The sequence below is a fragment of the Caballeronia sp. ATUFL_F1_KS39 genome, assembly GCF_023630985.1.
Lineage (GTDB): Bacteria > Pseudomonadota > Gammaproteobacteria > Burkholderiales > Burkholderiaceae > Caballeronia > Caballeronia zhejiangensis.
Genome location: NZ_JALQDZ010000040.1, coordinates 182,525 through 201,230 on the forward strand (window position 1 = coordinate 182,525; position 18,706 = coordinate 201,230).

18 protein-coding genes are annotated in these 18,706 nt (G+C 62.8%); 11 read left to right on the plus strand and 7 right to left on the minus strand.

All coding sequences use genetic code 11. From position 1 onward, the window contains the following. The first annotated feature begins 119 nt into the window (after positions 1 to 119). From NCR93_RS21095 to NCR93_RS21105, 3 genes are all read left to right on the plus strand, one after another. Positions 120 to 950, plus strand: coding sequence for an NAD-dependent epimerase/dehydratase family protein (locus NCR93_RS21095; RefSeq protein WP_008348019.1), 831 nt, complete (start codon positions 120 to 122; stop codon positions 948 to 950). Next, on the plus strand, positions 947 to 1,855 hold the full coding sequence (locus NCR93_RS21100) for an SMP-30/gluconolactonase/LRE family protein (RefSeq protein ID WP_175980812.1): 909 nt from the start codon (positions 947 to 949) through the stop codon (positions 1,853 to 1,855). Before NCR93_RS21095 ends, NCR93_RS21100 begins: the two co-directional genes overlap by 4 nt. Positions 1,856 to 2,087: 232 nt before the next feature. After that, positions 2,088 to 3,434, plus strand: coding sequence for an MFS transporter (locus NCR93_RS21105; RefSeq protein WP_008348022.1), 1,347 nt, complete (start codon positions 2,088 to 2,090; stop codon positions 3,432 to 3,434). A 43-nt stretch (positions 3,435 to 3,477) separates the two neighbouring features. Here the strand turns inward: NCR93_RS21105 and NCR93_RS21110 are convergent, their stop codons facing one another. Further along, positions 3,478 to 4,239: a FadR/GntR family transcriptional regulator gene (locus tag NCR93_RS21110; protein WP_175980814.1), complete on the minus strand. Its 762-nt coding sequence runs from the start codon at positions 4,237 to 4,239 to the stop codon at positions 3,478 to 3,480. Positions 4,240 to 4,383: 144 nt separating this feature from the next. Here NCR93_RS21110 and NCR93_RS21115 point away from each other — a divergent pair, with 144 nt between their 5' ends. From NCR93_RS21115 to NCR93_RS21145, 7 genes are all read left to right on the plus strand, one after another. Beyond that, a complete protein-coding gene (locus tag NCR93_RS21115; protein ID WP_008348024.1) occupies positions 4,384 to 5,229 on the plus strand; it encodes an NAD-dependent epimerase/dehydratase family protein in 846 nt (281 codons plus the stop codon). Positions 5,230 to 5,332: 103 nt separating this feature from the next. After that, on the plus strand, positions 5,333 to 6,079 hold the full coding sequence (locus tag NCR93_RS21120; RefSeq protein ID WP_175980815.1) for an amino acid ABC transporter permease: 747 nt from the start codon (positions 5,333 to 5,335) through the stop codon (positions 6,077 to 6,079). Continuing rightward, positions 6,076 to 6,729 (plus strand): amino acid ABC transporter permease, encoded by a 654-nt coding sequence (locus NCR93_RS21125; protein ID WP_175980817.1) that lies wholly within the window; start codon positions 6,076 to 6,078, stop codon positions 6,727 to 6,729. Before NCR93_RS21120 ends, NCR93_RS21125 begins: the two co-directional genes overlap by 4 nt. Further along, the gene (locus tag NCR93_RS21130) at positions 6,713 to 7,441 is read left to right on the plus strand and encodes an amino acid ABC transporter ATP-binding protein (RefSeq protein ID WP_175980819.1); all 729 of its coding nucleotides are present in this window, start codon (positions 6,713 to 6,715) and stop codon (positions 7,439 to 7,441) included. The genes NCR93_RS21125 and NCR93_RS21130 overlap by 17 nt, the downstream gene beginning before the upstream one ends. A 47-nt stretch (positions 7,442 to 7,488) precedes the next feature. Beyond that, positions 7,489 to 8,286: a transporter substrate-binding domain-containing protein gene (locus NCR93_RS21135; protein WP_008348028.1), complete on the plus strand. Its 798-nt coding sequence runs from the start codon at positions 7,489 to 7,491 to the stop codon at positions 8,284 to 8,286. Positions 8,287 to 8,588: 302 nt separating this feature from the next. Further along, a complete protein-coding gene (poxB, locus tag NCR93_RS21140) occupies positions 8,589 to 10,310 on the plus strand; it encodes a ubiquinone-dependent pyruvate dehydrogenase (protein ID WP_033536202.1) in 1,722 nt (573 codons plus the stop codon). A 3-nt stretch (positions 10,311 to 10,313) separates the two neighbouring features. After that, positions 10,314 to 11,165, plus strand: coding sequence for an alpha/beta fold hydrolase (locus NCR93_RS21145; RefSeq protein WP_175980821.1), 852 nt, complete (start codon positions 10,314 to 10,316; stop codon positions 11,163 to 11,165). A 29-nt stretch (positions 11,166 to 11,194) separates the two neighbouring features. Here NCR93_RS21145 and NCR93_RS21150 read toward each other — a convergent pair whose 3' ends face one another. The 3 genes from NCR93_RS21150 to NCR93_RS21160 all read right to left on the minus strand — a co-directional run bounded on the left by NCR93_RS21150 (position 11,195) and on the right by NCR93_RS21160 (position 13,509). Next, complete coding sequence (locus NCR93_RS21150) at positions 11,195 to 11,857, minus strand: hypothetical protein (RefSeq protein WP_008348031.1); 663 nt, start codon at positions 11,855 to 11,857, stop codon at positions 11,195 to 11,197. Between the two features lie 219 nt (positions 11,858 to 12,076). After that, positions 12,077 to 12,850: a DUF899 domain-containing protein gene (locus tag NCR93_RS21155; RefSeq protein WP_175980823.1), complete on the minus strand. Its 774-nt coding sequence runs from the start codon at positions 12,848 to 12,850 to the stop codon at positions 12,077 to 12,079. Positions 12,851 to 12,999: 149 nt separating this feature from the next. After that, positions 13,000 to 13,509 carry a DUF6622 family protein gene (locus NCR93_RS21160; protein ID WP_008348033.1) on the minus strand — a complete coding sequence of 170 codons (510 nt, stop codon included), beginning with the start codon at positions 13,507 to 13,509 and terminating at the stop codon, positions 13,000 to 13,002. A gap of 314 nt (positions 13,510 to 13,823) precedes the next feature. Here NCR93_RS21160 and panS point away from each other — a divergent pair, with 314 nt between their 5' ends. Then, positions 13,824 to 14,783 (plus strand): ketopantoate/pantoate/pantothenate transporter PanS, encoded by a 960-nt coding sequence (gene panS / locus NCR93_RS21165; protein WP_008348034.1) that lies wholly within the window; start codon positions 13,824 to 13,826, stop codon positions 14,781 to 14,783. Between the two features lie 61 nt (positions 14,784 to 14,844). On the opposite strand, the gene NCR93_RS21170 is transcribed toward panS, so the two are convergent. The 3 genes from NCR93_RS21170 to NCR93_RS21180 form a co-directional block, all read right to left on the minus strand. Continuing rightward, complete coding sequence (locus tag NCR93_RS21170) at positions 14,845 to 16,104, minus strand: MFS transporter (protein ID WP_175980825.1); 1,260 nt, start codon at positions 16,102 to 16,104, stop codon at positions 14,845 to 14,847. A gap of 83 nt (positions 16,105 to 16,187) precedes the next feature. Further along, the gene (locus NCR93_RS21175) at positions 16,188 to 17,093 is read right to left on the minus strand and encodes a LysR substrate-binding domain-containing protein (protein ID WP_175980827.1); all 906 of its coding nucleotides are present in this window, start codon (positions 17,091 to 17,093) and stop codon (positions 16,188 to 16,190) included. Between the two features lie 59 nt (positions 17,094 to 17,152). Beyond that, positions 17,153 to 18,448: a sugar efflux transporter gene (locus tag NCR93_RS21180; protein WP_175980829.1), complete on the minus strand. Its 1,296-nt coding sequence runs from the start codon at positions 18,446 to 18,448 to the stop codon at positions 17,153 to 17,155. Positions 18,449 to 18,706 lie beyond the last annotated feature (258 nt).

Sequence of the window (18,706 nt, forward strand, 5' to 3'; positions counted from 1 at the left end):
GTGCGGCGTTTTGCATGCCAGACGGCGATTGACGGCGCGTCGCGCCGATCGATATAGTCCCGAAAACGTTTTCTTCCTTATTGCTTTCAACGCATCAGTACGTATTGACAGGAGTCTCGATGAATCAGCCAAACGCAGCGGCCAAGCCGTTCAAGCGTCTGCTTCTGACCGGCGCGGCCGGCAATTTGGGTCGTCAGTTGCGCGGCGCGCTCGCTCAATGGGCCGACGTCGTGAGGCTCTCCGACATCGCGCCGCTCGACGATGCAGCGAGCCATGAAGAGATCAGCGCCGTCGATCTCGCGGATCGCGACAAGGTGATGCAGCTCGTCGAGGGCGTCGACGCGATCGTGCATCTCGGCGGCATCTCGATCGACGCGCCGTTCGACGATCTGATCGAAGCGAATATCCGCGGTACGTACAACATCTATGAAGCGGCGCGCCGTCATGGGGTGAAGCGCATCGTGTTCGCGAGCTCGAACCATGCAATCGGCTTTCATCCAGTCACCGAAGTGCTCGACGCCGATTCGCCCCATCGCCCGGACAGTCTTTATGGCGTGACCAAGTGCTTCGGCGAATCTCTGTCGCGCTATTACTTCGATCGCTTCGGCATCGAGACGGTGAACCTGCGCATCGGTTCGTCGTTCGAGGAGCCGAAGAATCCGCGCATGCTCGTCACGTATCTGAGCTACCGCGATTTCATCGAGCTCGTGCGCTGCTCGCTGTTCACGAATCGCGTCGGTCATGCGGTGGTGTACGGCGCTTCTGACAATCCGGTGAAGTGGTGGGACAACTCGAAGGCGGGCTTCCTCGGCTTCAATCCGCAAGACAGCTCGGCCCAGTTCGACGGGCTCTTTCCGGTGACCGGACCGAGCGCCGATCGCGATGATCCGGCGCAGCGCTTCCAGGGCGGCCCGTTCGTATTGGGCGAGCCGATGGAGCGCAAGCGATGAGCGCCGCCGTGCGCGCGGAACGCATCGACGCGGCCGGGCGCGCGACCGTCGGCGAATGTCCGGTATGGCGCGCGCAAGAGGGCGCGCTGTATTGGGTCGATATTCCCGCGCGACGGATCGTCAGGCTCGAGATCGAAAGCGCGAGACGTACGGAATGGGCGTTCGACGAACAGGTCGCATGCTTTGCGTTCGACAAGGCTGGGCGCGTCGTCGCGGGCATGGAAAGCGGCATGTTCGGCGTGACGCTCGCCGACGCTAACCAGGCGCACGCCGTGAAGCTCGCAGCGCCTTCGTTTCCCGCGACGGGCATGCGCTTCAACGATGGCCGCTGCGACAGGCAAGGGCGCTTCTGGGCCGGAACGATGGTGATGGACATGTCGCTCGCGAGTGCCGTCGGCGCGCTGTATCGCTTCGATGAGCAGGGCGCTTTGTCGGAATCGGTCGTCGATGGTCTGATCACGCAGAACGGCCTGGCATGGTCGCCGGATGGCAGAACGATGTATTTGTCGGACTCGCATCCGCAACGGCGCATGATCTGGGCATTCGACTTCGACCCCGACACCGGCACGCCGCACGCGCAGCGCGCATTTGCCGATCTGCATCACTACGCGGGCCGTCCCGATGGCGCCGCGGTCGATGCGGACGGCTGCTACTGGACGTGTGCGAACGACGCCGGCCGCCTGCTGCGTTTCACACCGCGCGGCGAACTCGATCGCGAGATCGTGCTACCTGCGAGCAAGCCGTCGATGTGCGCGTTCGGCGGCAGCGATCTGAAAACGCTCTATGTCACGACTATTCGTCCGGCAATGAATGCCGCTGACGACGACGGTCACGTGTTCGCATTGAACCCCGGCGTGCAAGGATTACCGGAGCCGGAGTACGCCGCGCTGTTACCGGTAGCATAAACTTCACGAAAACGGGGCGATCATTCGCCCCGTCCGCATTTTTTTCGCATGATTTGGGACGCAAACGATTCGAGCGCACTTTATTGGCGCGCATCGAAATGATGGACACGTCCCCCTTCGGAACCGATACCAAGCACAAACACCAATGCTGCAAGTCCTTCTGAAAGAGTAGTCTCCGCAGGTATCTCAAGCACCCGCGATCAACAGATTCTCTAATCCGGAGGAGACATTGATGGACCTTGAAGCTCGCACCATGAAGCGCGTGATGGTTCGCCTCGTGCCGTTCCTGATCTTGTGTTACTTCATCGCATATCTGGACCGCGTCAACGTCGGCTTTGCCGCATTGCAGATGAACAAGGCGCTCGGTTTCACTGCGAGCATGTTCGGTTTCGGCGCCGGCATTTTCTTCATCGCCTATTTCTTTTTCGAGGTTCCTTCGAACCTGCTGCTCGAACGATTCGGCGCGCGCCGCTGGATCGCACGCATCATGTTCACGTGGGGCATCCTCGCAGCCGCGATGGCCTACATTCCGCATATCGCGCAGGCGACGGGCCTCTCCAACGCATACGTGTTCTATGGCTTGCGCATCCTGCTCGGCGTCGCGGAAGCGGGCTTCTTTCCCGGCATCATCTTTCTGCTGACCTTGTGGTTCCCGGCGAAGTATCGCGGCCGCGTCGTCGGCTATTTCATGGCGGCGATTCCACTGTCCACCGTGATCGGCGGACCGATCTCCGGCGCGCTCTTGCAGATGGACGGCATCAACGGCATGGCGGGCTGGCAGTGGCTGTATCTGATCGAAGCGATTCCCGCGTTGCTGCTCGCGTTCGTCGTGTACTTCTATCTGACCGACAAGCCTTCCGACGCACACTGGCTTGCAAAAGAAGAGCGTGACTGGCTCGTCGATCGTCAGGCGCAAGAGCGCGCGCATCGCGAATCCGTGCATGCGTTCAGCGTGAAGGAAGCCATTTTCAATCCGCGCGTGCTCGCCATTGCCCTGATCTACTTTGGCGCGAATGCCACGAACTATGGGCTGAGCTTCTTCCTGCCGCAGATCGTCAAATCGTTCGGTCTTTCCAACTTGCAGACCGGCTTCGTCACGTCATTGCCCTATGCCGTGGGCGTGATCAGCATGGTGCTGTGGGGCCGTCATTCGGATCGCAAGCTCGAACGGCGCTGGCATGTCGCGATTGCGTTGATGGTCGCGGCGGGCGGCATCGCGGCATCGGCGGGCCTCGACGATCCAGTGATGAAGATGATCGCGCTGTCGATCGCGGGCTTCGGCATCTTCGGTTGCCTGCCGGTGATCTGGACGCTGCCGGCCTCGTTCCTTTCGGGTGCGGCGGCGGCGGGCGGCATCGCGGCGATCAACTCGCTCGGCAATCTCGCGGGGTTCTTCGGTCCCTATGCGATGGGCTGGATCAAGGACAGCACGGGAGGCTTCGGCGCGGGCCTGCTGTGCCTGGCAGGGGCGGGCATGGTCGGCGTGGCGGCGGTCCTGCTGCTGCATCACGATCAGGCACTGGAGACGATTTCCGGCGCGCATGACGTCGAGGATGGCGAGCCGAACATGGCGCGTTGATGTTGCATCGCGAGTACCGCGCCAACGCGCGGTACTCGCGTATTCATTCAAGCGACGACTGCGCGCGTCGCAATCTCTCCCGGCTGTTGATCAGATGCAGACGCATCGCGGTGCGCGCCGAATCGGCATCGCCGCGTTCAATGGCGTCCGCGATCTGTTCATGCTCGCGATTCACGCGCATCAGGTAATCCGCGTATTGATCGCGCGGAATCGGCGTCGCCGTGATGCGCGTGCGCGGAATCATGCGCGTGCCCAGATGCTCCATGATCTCGACGAAATAGCGATTGCCCGTTGCATGCGCGATCTCCATGTGAAAGCGCAGATCGGGCGATACGGTATCGCTTGCTTCGCCCACATTTCTTGAAAAGTCCCCGAGCGTCGAGCGCATCGTCGCAAGACGCGCGGCATCGCAACGCATTGCGGCAAGTCCCGCGCTTTCGGTTTCGAGACTAATGCGCAATTCGAGGATGGCGAGCGCATCCATCGAACCGGCGACATCGGCGGGATCGAGTTGCAGAAGAGGCGACATGCCCGCTTCACACACGAACGTACCGATGCCATGCCGCGTTTCCACGAGTCCTGCCGCTTGCAGACGCGACAGCGCCTCACGCACGACGGTGCGGCTCACGCCGAAGCGCTGAACCATTTCCGCTTCCGTCGCGAGCCTGCTGCCGCCCTTCAGTTCCTGTGCATCGATCTGGGCGCGCAAGGCGTCGACGAGTTGCGCGGTCAGACTGCGTCGCGCTTGCGGCGATGCAATCGAGGATGCGTCGGTGCCGGCATGAAGATCGGGCGATAGCGTCACGGTATTCTCGTTGGCGTGGGTTTTACACACATTGACAAATCGTTCGGCAAATGATGATATGCGTCATGCAGTGATATGACAACGTACAAGAAGATGCGCGCAGGGTAATCCCTAGCGACGACAGCCTTCAGGAGACACAACACGATGGAACAACAAACCAGCACGCCGTCCGCCGACGAAGATGCGCAATTCGATCGTCTGTTGCTGACGGGCGCCGCCGGCGGAATCGGCCGCGCGATCCGGCATCGCGTCGCCGAGTTCGCGCGGCATGTGCGGATCTCCGACTTGCCTGGCGTGTTGCAGGGCGACGCCGCGCCTCACGAAGAGATCGCTCCTTGCGATCTCGCCGACCGCGACGCCGTCGATGCGCTTGCGATGGACTGCGACGCGATCATTCATCTCGGCGGGGTATCGGTCGAGCGTCCGTTCGAAGAGATTCTCGAAGCCAACATCAAGGGCGTTTTCAATCTTTACGAAGCGGCGCGCCGTCAGGGCGTGAAGCGCATCGTGTTCGCAAGCTCGAATCACGTCACGGGTTTCTATCGGCAGGACGAACGAATCGACGCCACTGCGCGCAAGCGCCCCGATGGCTACTACGGCTTGTCGAAGTCCTTCGGCGAGGACATGGCGCAAATGTATTTCGACCGGTACGGCATCGAGACGGTGAGCATTCGTATCGGCTCCGTGTTTCCGGAGCCGAAGGACCGCCGCATGATGGCGAGCTGGATGAGCTACGACGATTTTCATGACCTGTTGCGCCGCAGTCTCTTCACGAAAGACGTCGGCCACACGATCGTCTTCGGCATGTCGGCGAACGCGCATACATGGTGGGACAACCGCTGCGCCGCGCATCTCGGCTTCGTTCCGCGTGACTCGTCCGAGCAGTTCCGCGAAAAGGTCGAAGCGACGCCGCCGCCGGCGCCCACCGATCCCGTGGCGGTGCTGCAGGGCGGTGCCTTCACGACGACTGGCCCGTTCGATCCGGTTTAATGCATGCGAAATGCAGTATCACGGCACTCGTAGTATGTCGTCATACATCCAGAGCGGGCGCACAGCGTGTTAGCGCCCACACCTGACAGGAACTCTTGCCGCCATGTTCTCTCTCGATTTTTCACCGCTGCTGCCGTACTGGCCGACGTTCCTGCTGGGCGCATGGCTCACGCTCAAGATGACTTGCGTGGCTGTGTTCTTCGGGCTGATTCTCGGCATGCTGGTGGCGTTCGCGAAGCGCGCGAAAGTGCCGGTCCTGACGCGCCTGTGCATCGTCTATATCGAGGCGGTGCGCAATACGCCGTTCCTCGTGCAGATCTTTCTGCTGTACTTCGGTCTTGCGAGCATCGGCTTGCGCATGCCGACGTTCGCGGCCGCCGCGCTCGCGATGACGATCAACATCGGCGCATATGCGGCCGAGATCATCCGCGCGGGACTCGAATCGGTGCCACGCGGACAAATCGAAGCGGCCGAATGCCTCGGGCTTCCGAAGTGGCGCATCGGCTGGCATGTGATGTTGCAGCCGTCGATCGAAAAGGTCTATCCCGCGCTGACGAGCCAGTTCCTGCTGATGATGCAGGCCTCCGCGATCGCCTCGCAGATTTCGGCCGAAGAGCTCACGGCGGTCGCGAACACTGTGCAGTCCGATACGTTCCGCTCGCTCGAAACGTACATCGTGGTCGCGGCGCTATATCTGGCGTTGTCGCTCGTCATCAAGCTCATCGCGTGGGCGGTGGGAGAGCATCTCTTCAAGCGCCGCCGCGCGATCCGGCTTGCTGCTAAACGCGCCGGCAAGACGCCGCCCGATCCGCAGCGCATCGATACGGTCATTCCCGGAGGTGCGGCATGAGCGGCGGATTCACGTCATCGCACCTTGTCTATCTAGTGCAATCGATCGGCTGGACGCTCGTGCTTTCCGCGCTTGCGTTCGTGCTCGGCGGTATCGGCGGCTTTGTCGTGATGCTCGCGCGCATCTCGCCGCGCGCATGGCTTGCGCGCGTGGCGCTCGTGTATATCGAGGCGATTCAGGGCATACCGCTGCTGATCCTGCTGTTCATCGTGTACTTCGGCCTGTCGGTGTACGGCTATCAGGTGCCCGCCCTCGTCGCGGCCGGCCTCGCGCTGATGATCTATTCGAGCGCATATCTCGGCGATATCTGGCGCGGCTGTATCGAAGCGATGCCCAAGCCGCAGTGGGAAGCGTCGGAATGCCTGTCGCTCACGCGCTGGCAGACGCTGCGCCTCGTCATCATCCCGCAGGCGATGCGTCTCGCGCTGCCGCCGACCGTCGGGTTTCTCGTGCAGCTCATCAAGATGACGTCGCTTGCTTCGGTGATCGGCTTCATCGAGCTGACGCGCGCGGGGCAGATCATCAATAACTCGATCTTCCAGCCGTTCCTCATCTTCGGTCTGGTCGGCGCTTTCTATTTCGTCCTGTGCTATCCGCTATCGCGCTGGAGCCAATCGATGGAGAACAAGCTCAATGTCAGCAATCGTTAAGGTCGGCGATATTCACAAGAGCTTCGGCTCCAATCATGTTCTCAAGGGCGTTTCCTTCGAAGTCAACAAGGGCGAGATGATCGCCGTGATCGGCGCGAGCGGTTCGGGCAAGAGCACGGCGTTGCGTTGCATCGACAGGCTGGAGACGATCGACCAAGGGCAAATCGAAGTGTGCGGCATTCGCGTCGATGATCCGAAGGTCGATCTGCATCTGTTGCGCCGCGAAGTGGGCATCGTGTTTCAAAGCTACAACCTCTTTCCGCATCTGACGGTCGAAGAGAACATCATGCTCGCGCTGCGTCACGTCAAGAAGATGTCGCGCGACGAAGCGCGGCGCATTGCGATAAACGTGCTGGAGCAAGTCGGTCTCGGACAGAAGGCCGATGCGTATCCCGAGCAATTGTCGGGCGGACAGCAGCAGCGCGTGGCGATCGCGCGCTCGCTCGCGATGTCGCCAAAGGTGATGCTGTTCGACGAAGTGACCTCGGCGCTCGATCCGCAACTGACGGGCGAAGTGCTGCGCGTGATGGAAGACCTCGCTGCCGACGGCATGACGATGCTGCTCGTCACGCACGAGATGGCCTTCGCGAAGCGCGTGGCGGATCGCATCATCTACATGCATCAGGGAACGGTTTGGGAAGTGGGCGACGGCAGCATGCTCGATGCGCCGCGCACACCCGAATTGCGCGCATTCCTCGATAACGGACTTTGATAACCGCAGCATCAATTCAGCAACACTAATAACGACGGAGACGTAACTTGAAAGCGAAATCAATCATTGCACGCGCAACGCTCGCAACGTTGATGATGGCAGGCGCGGTTCACAGCGTGATGGCCGATGAACTCGACGACATCAAGAAGGCAGGCGTCGTGCGCGTCGCGATCGCCATCGGCACGCCGCTCTTCAGCTATGCCGACCAGAACCTGAAGCCCGCGGGATCGGACGTCGATACTGCCGCCGCGCTTGCGAAGGATCTCGGCGTGAAGCTAGAACTCGTGCAGATCACCAACGCCGCGCGCATTCCGACGCTGCAGGCGAAGCGCGCGGACCTCGTGATTTCCTCGCTGTCGGTCACGCCGGAGCGCGCCAAAGTCGTCGATTTCTCGAACCCGTATGCGGTCATCTCGATCATCGTTGGCGGCGTGAAGACGGCGAACGTGAAGAGCTATGCGGATCTCGACGGCAAGACCATCGGCCTCACGCGTGCAACGGTGAACGACACGCTGACGACACAGCAGGCGAAGGGCGCACAGATTCAACGCTATGAAGACGATGCGACGCTCATCACGTCGATGGTCACGGGACAGGTCGACATCTTCTCGAGCACGCCTTCGAACCTGAAGGAGATGCAGGATCGCGCTCCGCAACGCAACATCGAGATGAAGTTCGAGCAGAAGACGTTCGATCTCGGCATCGCGATGAACAAGGACCAGCCGCGCCTGAAGGAATGGGTGAACAACTGGGTCGGCGCGAACATGAAGAGCGGCAACCTCAACACGATCTACAAGAAGTATCACGGACGGGATCTGCCGGAGAACATGCGCAAGGGCGCCTGAGCGCAGGGTCTCGCTTCAGTCATGCGCAACGGCGGCGGGTCATCGATCCGCCGCCGTTGTCGTTTGCATTACGCATACCGGATTCCTTCCGGAATGATGCATTCAAAATACCGCGATCGCCTATCCTGAACGCCCGCACCACGCGGTCTCGACACGGTTCAGGACAAACCGCCGCGCTCCGGCGTACACTCCTTTTGCGTTTTGAATCCTGCATGCATTGAGCCAACACGGATGCGCGCCACGTCATTCCGTGCGCGGCTCCGTCGATCACTGGACATCCTCTCTTCATCACGGGACACATCATGGCCAAGGGCACGATAGCGGACTATCTGGCGAAGACACTGGCGGCGGCGGGCGTAGAGCGAATCTGGGGCGTGACGGGCGACAGCCTGAACGGTTTGGCGTTCAGCCTCGATCGTGTCGGCTCGATCCGCTGGATGCATACGCGTCACGAGGAAGCAGCCGCTTTCGCGGCCGGAGCCGATGCCGCCGCGACAGGCAAACTCGCCGTATGCGCGGGCAGTTGCGGCCCAGGCAATCTGCATCTCATCAATGGTCTTTACGACTGTCATCGCAATCATCAACCGGTGCTCGCCATCGCGGCGCACATTCCGTCGACGGAAATCGGCCTCGGCTACTTTCAGGAAACGCATCCGCAGGAATTGTTCAGGGAATGCAGTCACTTCGTGGAGCTGGTGTCGAATGCGTCGCAGTTTCCGCGCGTGCTCGAACGTGCGATGCGCGCCGCGATCGATCAGCGCGGCGTCGCGGTGATCGTGTTGCCGGGCGACGTCGCATTGAGCGAAGGCCCGGCCGTCGAGCCGCGCTGGACCGCGAGCGCGCCGGGCGCGATCGTGCCGGCAGACGCCGATCTCGACAAGCTCGCGAGCCTTCTGAACGGCTGCGAAGCGGTGACGATCATGTGCGGCAGCGGCGTCGCCGGCTCGCACGACGAAGTGGTCGCGCTCGCCGATACGCTCGGGGCACCGATCGTGCATGCGTTGCGCGGCAAGCAGTTCATCGAGTACGACAACCCGTTCGATGTCGGCATGACAGGGCTCATCGGTTTCAGTTCGGGCTATCACGCGATGATGTCGTGCGACACGCTGCTCCTGCTCGGATGCGATTTTCCGTATCGCCCGTTCTATCCGCCGCAAGCGAAGATCGTGCAGATCGACTGGCGCGGCTCGCAACTCGGACGCCGCGCGCCGCTGGAAATGGGGCTCGTCGGCACGATCAAGGAAACGCTCGCGGCGCTCTTGCCGAAGCTCCAACGCAAGGACGAGCGGCGTTTTCTCGAGAACGCATTGAAGCACTATGCGACCGCCCGCAAGGACCTCGACGATCTCGCGACGCCATCCGCGCCGGGACGTCCGATTCATCCGCAATATCTGACGAAGCTCGTCGATGAAATCGCAGCCGACGACGCGATCTTCACCGTCGACGTCGGTACGCCGACACTGTGGGCCGCGCGTTATCTGACAATGAACGGCAAGCGTCAGTTGCACGGCTCGTTCAATCACGGCTCGATGGCAAACGCAATGCCGCAGGCGCTCGGCGCTCAGGCCGCGCGGCCGCAACGGCAAGTCGTTTCGCTATCGGGCGACGGCGGTTTGTCGATGCTGCTCGGCGATCTGCTCTCGGCCGTGCAACTCGATCTCCCGATCAAGGTCGTCGTGTTCAACAACAGCCTGCTCGGTTTCGTGTCGATGGAACTGAAGGCTGGCGGCTATCTCGACACCAACGTCGATCTCAGCAAGACCGATTTCTCGCAGATCGCGAAGGGCGCGGGCATCTGGTCGGTGCGCGTCGAGGAATCGGAGCAACTCGAAAACGCGCTGCGCGAAGCGTTCGCGCACAAGGGACCGGCGGTCGTCGATGTCGTCACGTCGAAGCATGAACTCGCGATGCCGCCGACCATCGAACTGTCGCAAGCGAAGGGCTTCAGCCTCTATATGTTGCGAGCGATCCTGAGCGGGCGCGGCGATGAGATCGTCGAACTCGCGCGCACGAATCTGCGTTGAGCCATGAACGAATCGAACGATACGCTGCCACTCGATCACGTTTTCGAATACGAAGGACAAGCCGTGCGCTACGGCATGATCGGCGAGGGCGCGCCGCTCGTGATGGTGCACGGCACGCCGTTTTCATCGCAGGTGTGGCGACGCATCGCACCGGTAGCGGCGCGTTTGCGGCGTGTGCATTACTTCGATCTGCTGGGCTACGGTGCGTCGGAGATGCGCGAGGGGCAGGACGTATCGCTCGGCGTGCAGAATCGCGTGCTCGCGGCGCTTCTCGCGCACTGGTGCGGTGAGTGGAACGGTGCCTTGCCCGATGTGCTCGCACACGATTTCGGCGGCGCGACATCGGTGCGAGCCGCGTTGATCGACGGCTGCGCGTATCGTTCGCTGATGCTCGTCGATCCGGTCGCCGTCGCGCCGTGGGGATCGCCCTTCGTGCGTCATGTGCGACAGCATGAAGCCGCGTTTGCGGGTGTGCCGCCGTACATGCATCAGGCGATGCTCGATGCATATCTGCAGGGTGCGGCGCATCGGCGGTTGCAGCAAGAGACGCTGCGCGTCTATACGCGGCCGTGGACCGGCAAAGTCGGGCAGGCCGCGTTCTATCGGCAGATCGCGCAGATGGATCAGCGCTATACCGATGAAGTGCAATCGCGCTATGGCGAATTGAAATGCCCCGTATCGATTCTTTGGGGCGAAGAGGACGAGTGGATACCGGTCGAGCGCGGTGTCGAACTCGCATCGCTGATTCCGGGCGCGCGCTTTACGCGCGTGCGCGGATCAGGGCATCTGATGCAGGAAGATGCGCCCGAAGCGATCGTCGGCGAATGGCTGACGTTCGCGGACGCAATCCAGTAACGCGATCAGAAGCGCTATCAGAAGCGCGATCAGAAGCGATAAGTGACGCCGACCTTTACGATCGGATAGAAGCGCAACTTGTCCGCCTTGTTCTGCAGATCCTGCTGTTCCGCGTCGATGTTTTCCTGTCCCGCCGCCGCGACGATATCCGCCGGAACGTCGAGCGTGACGCGCGGGCGGCCATACGCGACGCCTGCATCGAAGAACGCGGAAAAGCCTTTCTCGGCAACAGGCGTATGCCCGAAGCCGATGCCGATATACGGACGCACGGCCGGGAACTTAGCCTTGGCGTGAATGCTTTCCCCGAAAGTCGGATAAGCGATGCCGTCGATGGTGTAGGTGCCGTTCATGCTGGTCGCGGTGCCATCGACATGATCGCCGCCGATGAGCGCGCCAGCCGTGATGCGAAAACCGACCGTTCCCGGCGCCGGAAAAAAGTCGAAATAGAAGCCGCCGTGATAGATGCTCGCGGTGCCGTCGTAGTGAAGACCGCCAGCGTCGAAGTTATGCGAGAACTTCAGGCCGTTGAATTCGGCGCGCACGTTGTCGCGCGTGCCGAGCGGTTCCGAGTAGCCGATGCCCACGCCTTCGGTGCCGATCTGACCGTAGATTTCGCGGGCGTGCGAGAGCGGAGCGGCAAGCGCGGCGAGCGTGCCGATAGCGGCCGCGCATGCGGCCAACGACTTCTTCATTGCAGATTATCCGTGGAGGAGATGGACGAGAGGGCGTCCAGGCGAAAGCGGCGAATAGTGCCGGCTGGTGCGGGAGAGCCGTGCGCGACGGAGGCGTCACTGTTGATGATTGTGTTTACGGAAACGTTTGCTGAAAACTTTAGCTAAATCGTTCCACAAAAATGCGGAACGGAACCGGCAAGAAATGATGACCGGTTCCGCATTCAACATCGCTCGTTTTTAGACCTTGTTCCTTGCGCTTTCAGCACGGAATGCCGCTTCGCCGGCATCGGAGATTTCGACCCATTTTTTATCGGGCGGCGCATCGTCGACATAACGGTCGTGCCAGTTCCACCACTTATAGGTCGGTGTCTGCGGATAGCCTTCAGGCGAGTCTTCCCAGAGTTCCTGTCGGCCGAGCGGCGTGATGTCGAGATAGTTCCAGGTATTGCCCATCTGCTCGTCGCCGCGATTGTTGAGAAAGTACGTGCGAAATGCACGGTCTCCTTCGCGGAAGAACACGTTCGTGCCGTGCCACTCGTCGACGCCGAAGTCGGCATCGAAGCGATCCGTCAGCGTGAACCAGGGAATGGTCCAGCCCATGCGTTCCTTCAGCCGCGCGATGTCCTGCTGCGGCGCGCGCGATACGAAGACGAGCGTCGTGTCGCGCGCATTCAGATGTGCAAGATGCGCGACCTGATCCGCGACCAGCGAGCAGCCGCGGCACGCGTGCTCCGGCCATCCGAAGACGCCCGGCTCATAGAACGCGCGATAGACGATCAACTGACGCCGGCCATCGAAAAGATCGAGAAAGCCGATCTTGCCCGCGGGGCCTTCGAACATGTAGTCCGTCTTCACGGCGGTCCAGGGCATGCGGCGGCGTTCAGCGGCGAGCGCGTCGCGCGCGCGCGTCTGGGCTTTCTCCTTCACCAGCAACTGCTGACGCGCTGCTTCCCATTGCTCCTGCGACACGACGGGCGGCGTGCGCATCCCTGTTTCGTCGGATGTAGTCATGGCCTTGCAACCTCCTGAGTTGGACTCTTGCTCGTTGTTTGCCGTGATTCAGTCTGACTCCGATAGCGGAAAACGGAGAGTAACAAGTGTGACGCCATTTGCCCGATCGCGCGTTCCGATGGCCCGACGCGCGACCGCAGCAATCAGGGTCAAGCCCACGAAGCGCGCAGCGCGTGCATCGTTTTCCAGTACGTGAAGAAGCGTCCCGCGAAGATGCCCGCGACGATGCCCGACACGGCGGCGTCGATCGCCGCATAGGTCGTGAGCGCGGGCAGATAGGCGACGGTCGCCATCTCGAAGCCGAGCCAGAACTTCGCGATGAACGTCGCGAGGATCAGCAGCATCGGCAACATGGAGCCGGGCAGCATCACGGTTCGCGCGATCGGATCGACGATGAAGCGGCTCTGGCTCGCAAGGAACACGCCGCCGACGATGCCCGCCCCCAGCGTGGCGATCCACACGGCGACGGCCATCCATCCGGCGAGCGGCGACGCGACGAGATGCGCGATGCCCATGCCCGCGAAAATAATCGGAACGATTGCGAGCTTCGACAGCGGGGTGGTGCTGGCCTGCATCGCCTTGATGCCGCGATACAAAAGAAATGCGAGCAGCACCCAGACCCACGTCGGCGTGCCTTGAACGATGGCGATTGGCGTCATGATCATCTCCTTGCAAGTGGTTGTTTGATGCGCATGATGACGCCGGAGAATGAGCCGCGAATGAGTTGGCGAGCGTATGCGCGCGTCGCGGGAATTAAGCGAATTCCGAAAACCCGTCGCGCGACGGGTAAAATGCGGCGCCTGCCCGACGATCGGCTAGAGAGACCGCGCGTGACCCGCGCGCGCCGGCATCGCGGGCAGCGTCCGCCCCACGAGGGCAAGCTTTCGTCCGTCTGCGCCTGTCCGGTCAACCCGCGCACCGCCGCTTTCGCTGAACCACACACGACACGCAACGACATTCGAGGATCGTTTTCATGCTTGCCCGCATCACCCGCCTTTTCCCGCTCTGGGCCGTGCTGGTTTCCATCGCCGCCTATAGCGCGCCTTCATCCGTGACGGGCATCGCGCCGCACGTCACGACGCTTCTCACGATCATCATGCTGTCGATGGGCGTCACGCTTTCCATCGACGATTTCAGGCGCGTGTTCACGCGGCCCGCGCCGGTCATCGCGGGCATCGTGCTGCATTACCTCGTGATGCCGCTCGCCGCGTGGGTCATCGCGAAAGCGCTGCACATGCCTCCCGATCTGATGGCGGGCATGGTGCTCGTCGGCAGCGTCGCGAGCGGCACAGCGTCGAACGTGATGATCTATCTCGCGCGTGGCGACGTGGCGCTGTCCGTCACGATCAGCGCGCTCTCGACGCTCGTCGGCGTGTTCGCGACGCCGCTGCTCACGCGCCTTTATGTCGATGCCTCCATCGCCGTCGACGTGCACGGCATGCTGATGAGCATCGTGCAGATCGTCGCGCTGCCTATCGTCATCGGCCTCGTCGTGAACCATCTGTTCGGCAAGCTCGTGCGCAAGATCGAGTGGATGCTGCCGCTCGTGTCGATGGTGGCGATCCTGCTCATCATCGCCGCGGTGGTCGGCGGCACGCAGAAGAGCATCGCGTCGGTGGGCATGGTCGTCGCGGTGGGCGTGGTGCTGCACAACGGCATCGGTCTATTGGGCGGCTATTGGGGCGGGCGTCTGCTCGGCTTCGACGAAGCCGTCTGCCGCACGCTGGCAATCGAAGTCGGCATGCAGAACTCGGGGCTCGCGGCGACGCTCGGCAAGCTGTATTTCACGCCGATCGCGGCGTTGCCCGGCGCACTTTTTTCGGTGTGGCACAACCTGTCGGGGTCGATGCTCGCGGGCTATTGGGCGGGACGTCCGGCGAAAGGCTCGACGCGCGAAGCCCACGCGCAGGCCGCCGTCGCGCGGCACGGCTGAGCGTGTGAATCGATCGAAAAAAAACGCGCCGATTGTGGCGCGTTTTTTTTCGGACGCGAAATCAACTCGCCGCGAGCGATGCTTCCGCGACCGGCCGGTCATCGATCGGAAAATGCAGCAGCGCCGCGACGAGTCCGGCGATTGCCGTCGCGGCCCAGATCAGCGAGTACGAGCCGGTCGTGTCGAACACGTAGCCGCCGAGCCACGCGCCGAGAAACGATCCGAGCTGATGACTGAGAAACACGACGCCGAATAGCGTGCCCAGATGCCGCGTGCCGAACACCTTCGCGATGAGTCCGTTGGTGAGCGGCACCGTGCCCAGCCACGTCAGGCCCATCACGGCGGCGAAGACGACGACGGATACGCTCGTCGTCGGCAACAGGACGAAGAGGGCGATCGCGCCGCCCCGAATCAGATAGAGCCACGCGAGGACGTGATGCTGCCGCCAGCGTCCGCCGAGCCAGCCGCATCCCCAACTGCCGATCATGTTGAAGAGGCCGATCAGCGCGAGCGCGGTCGCGCCGAGTCCGACCGGCATGTGGCACAGCATCAGATAGCCGGGCAGATGTGTCGCGATGAACGCAAGCTGAAAGCCGCAAGTGAAAAAGCCGAGCGTCAGCAGCCGATAACCGCGATGCCGCGACGCATACGCGAGCGTTTCGCGCAACGGCATCGCGGCGGCTTGCGCGTGCGTTTCATGCGATGCCGAAGATGCCTTGCTCCGGCGGCTCGCGCGATCGAGCGCGATGCCGAGCGGCGCGGCGAGCAGCAGCACGAAGGCGAGGGCATAGAGCGACGCCGGCACGCCCGCATGCACGCGCACTTCCTGCGCGAACGGCACCATCAGCACCTGGCCGAGCGAGCCGCCCGCGCTGGCCAGGCCCATCGCGACGCTGCGTGTTTGCGGCGACGCCACGCGTCCGACCGTCGCGAGCACGACGCCGAAACTCGTGCAACTGATGCCGATGCCCACGAGCAAGCCGAGACCGAGCACGAGCATCCAGCCGGAACTCGCGGCGGCGGCGAGCGCGAGCCCGGCGGCAAACGTGGCCGCGCCCGTCGCGACGACCGGCGCTGCGCCGTATCGATCGGCGGCCGCGCCCGCGAACGGCTGCGCGAAGCCCCACACGAGGTTGTGCAGCGCGATCGCGAAGGCGATCAGCGTGACGGGCATGCCGCGATCGAACGAAAACGGCCCGATGAAAAGCCCGAACGTCTGGCGCACGCCCATCGCGGCGCTCAGGATCAGCGCGGCCGCGCCGATGAGCACCCACGTCGTCGCGCGGTCCGTGGCCGATCGTGTGGTCGATAAAGACGACATGGCTCGTTCCTCCTTGCGGCCATCGTCGCAGGCGAACGTCCGTGCTGACAAACGAAAAGATTTCGCCGTCGGATGAGCGCAGTTCAACCGTTATCGACGAAACCGGCCGCTTGTTCGATCAGCCAGTTGCGAAACGCGACGAAATCCGCGCGCGCGCTCGCTTGCGGCGTCTCGCAGAGCCAGTAGGCGGTTTGCGTCTCGACGCTCGTCGCGGACGCTTCGACCAGCGTGCCCGCCGCCAGCTCGCGATCGACGAGCGGACGCCTGCCGATGACGACGCCAAGCCCGGCCGCGGCGGCATCGAAGCCGAGCTGAACGGTATCGAAGCGAAGGCCGCCGTGCAGATCGAGACCGTCGATGCCCGCGCCGTCCATCCACGCTTGCCAGTCCTGACTGGCCGTATCGATGTGAATGAGTGCGGCGCGGGTGAGATCCGGAACGCCGCCGGCGCCGGTCAGCATCGCGCGATAGGCGGGGCTGCACACCGGCACGAGCCGCTCGCCGAAGAGACGTTGCCACGACGATGCGCCATCGACCGGGCCGCGCGAGAGGCGCAGGCCGAAGTCGAAGCCGTCGACGGGAAAGCCCGCCTGGCGGCGCGAAGTGTCCACGGTGACGTCGATGTTGGGCCAGCGCGCGCGGAAATCGGCGAGGCGCGGCACGAGCCAGCGGGCCGCGAGCGTCGGCGCGCACGTAACCGAGATCGCGCGGCGCTTGCGCCTGTCGGGCAGCGACTGCGTGCCGACGACGATAAGCGAAAACGCTTCGGCGATGTACGGCAGATAGTGTTCGCCGGCGGCGGAGAGCGACAGCCCGCGCGGCTCGCGCACGAAAAGCTCGACGCCGAGCATCGCTTCAAGCGCGCCGATGCCGTGGCTCACGGCACCCGGCGTCACGTTGAGTTCGGCGGCCGCGAGCTTGAAACTGCGATGGCGCGCGGCGGCTTCGAAGAGACGCAGGGCGTTGAGCGGCGGGAGGCGCTGAGACATGGTCGCGTGGGAATCGACGAAAGGTGCGCCTATATTGCCATTCCCCGACAGCGAAGAGGTCAGGCCGATGTCTGCCGCCGCGCCTTCCACCAGTCGAGAATGCGCCGCGCGATGAGCGCGAACGGCGGATTGGCGAACAGCACCGCCGCGCTCAACGCGATGCATCCGCACACGAGAAACGTGCCGCGATAGCCGAGCGCGGCCACGAGCGCGCCGGACAGAACGCCCGACAGGATCGATCCGACGCGCGACGCGTTGAAGAAAAGCGCCGTCGCCGATCCGGGGCTTTGCGGCATCAGATCCTGCATGTACGTCATGCCGAGGCACGACGTCACCGAGACGACGAAGGCGTTGAAGGCTTGCATCGGAATGAGGAAGTGGACGTTGGGCGACGCCGCCACTGCAATGAAATAAATCAGATGCACGACGGCGCACGACGCGAGCCATCGCTGCTTGTCGAGACGCGAAGCACGCGCGCCGAGCGCGAGCATCATCGGAATTTCGAGGAATGCGCCGAGGCCCAGCATGATCGATACGTCGATGCGCGTGCCGTGCATGCCGTGCACGACGTAGAGCGGCAGGACGATCATCGTAGCGCTCGCGGCGAGCCCGATGAGCGTCATCGCGACGGTCGCGCGCCAGATCTCGGCGCGAGAATGCGACGCGCCGGGGTGCGGCGGGACGAGCTCCTCGGTGTCGGGCGCGGTGACTTCGAGCAGCGATGTCGGGTCGCCGGCGTAGTGCGCCGGTGCGCTGTGCGGGTCGCCCCTGGGCGAGCCGTGCATGCGCCAGACGATCGCGCCGCACGCGACGAAACAGGCCGCCGCGAACAGAAACAGGCCGTAGAAGCCGGCGCCGGCCAGCACCAGCGCGCCGACGGAGGGCCCGAAGACCCACGCCATCGAAAGAACGGTTCGCAAGGTGGCGAGCGCGAGGGACCGCTCGGCTTCGTCGTCGACGGGCAACGCGGCGCGCGCGAACGAGAACACGAGCGACATCGCGGAGCCGCCTGCGCCGAGAAACAGGATGCCGATCACGACCAGCGCGGTGTAGTTGCGCACGACGCACATCAACAGAAAACCGAGCGATGAAGCAATGAGCGCCGCGAGCAGCAATTCCCGATGATGGCCGTGCCTGTCGGACCATTTTCCGGCAAACGCGCTGGCCACGACGCCGCTCGCGGCGATGACCGTCATGAAGACGCCGAGCTTCAAGGGGCTCATATCCGCCTGTTCGACGCTGAACAGCGACAGATACGGCGCGGTGAACGACATCGCGACGCCGAGCATCAGGGTCGCGCTGGAGAGCGGCAGGAAGAACGGGATGCGGGTGAGACCGAGCAGGCGTGTGTTCATCGGGACGTGGGTCGGCTTGGAGACTCGGGCCGAAAAGGCAGGTCGTGCTTTGAGCGCAAGCGGCGTACCGCTTTGAATGCGGCAACGCGCGGAACTTGCGCAGTTTGCCATCGTTGTCGGAGGATGCGTGTAGCGATTAGTTAATCGTGATTGACATAATGCAAATTAGCGCATGGATTGATGTAGGAGCAACATGAGAATGTCGTGTTCTAGCAAGATACAAATGTCGTGTTTTTGCGACCACTGGCAAGCTGGCGA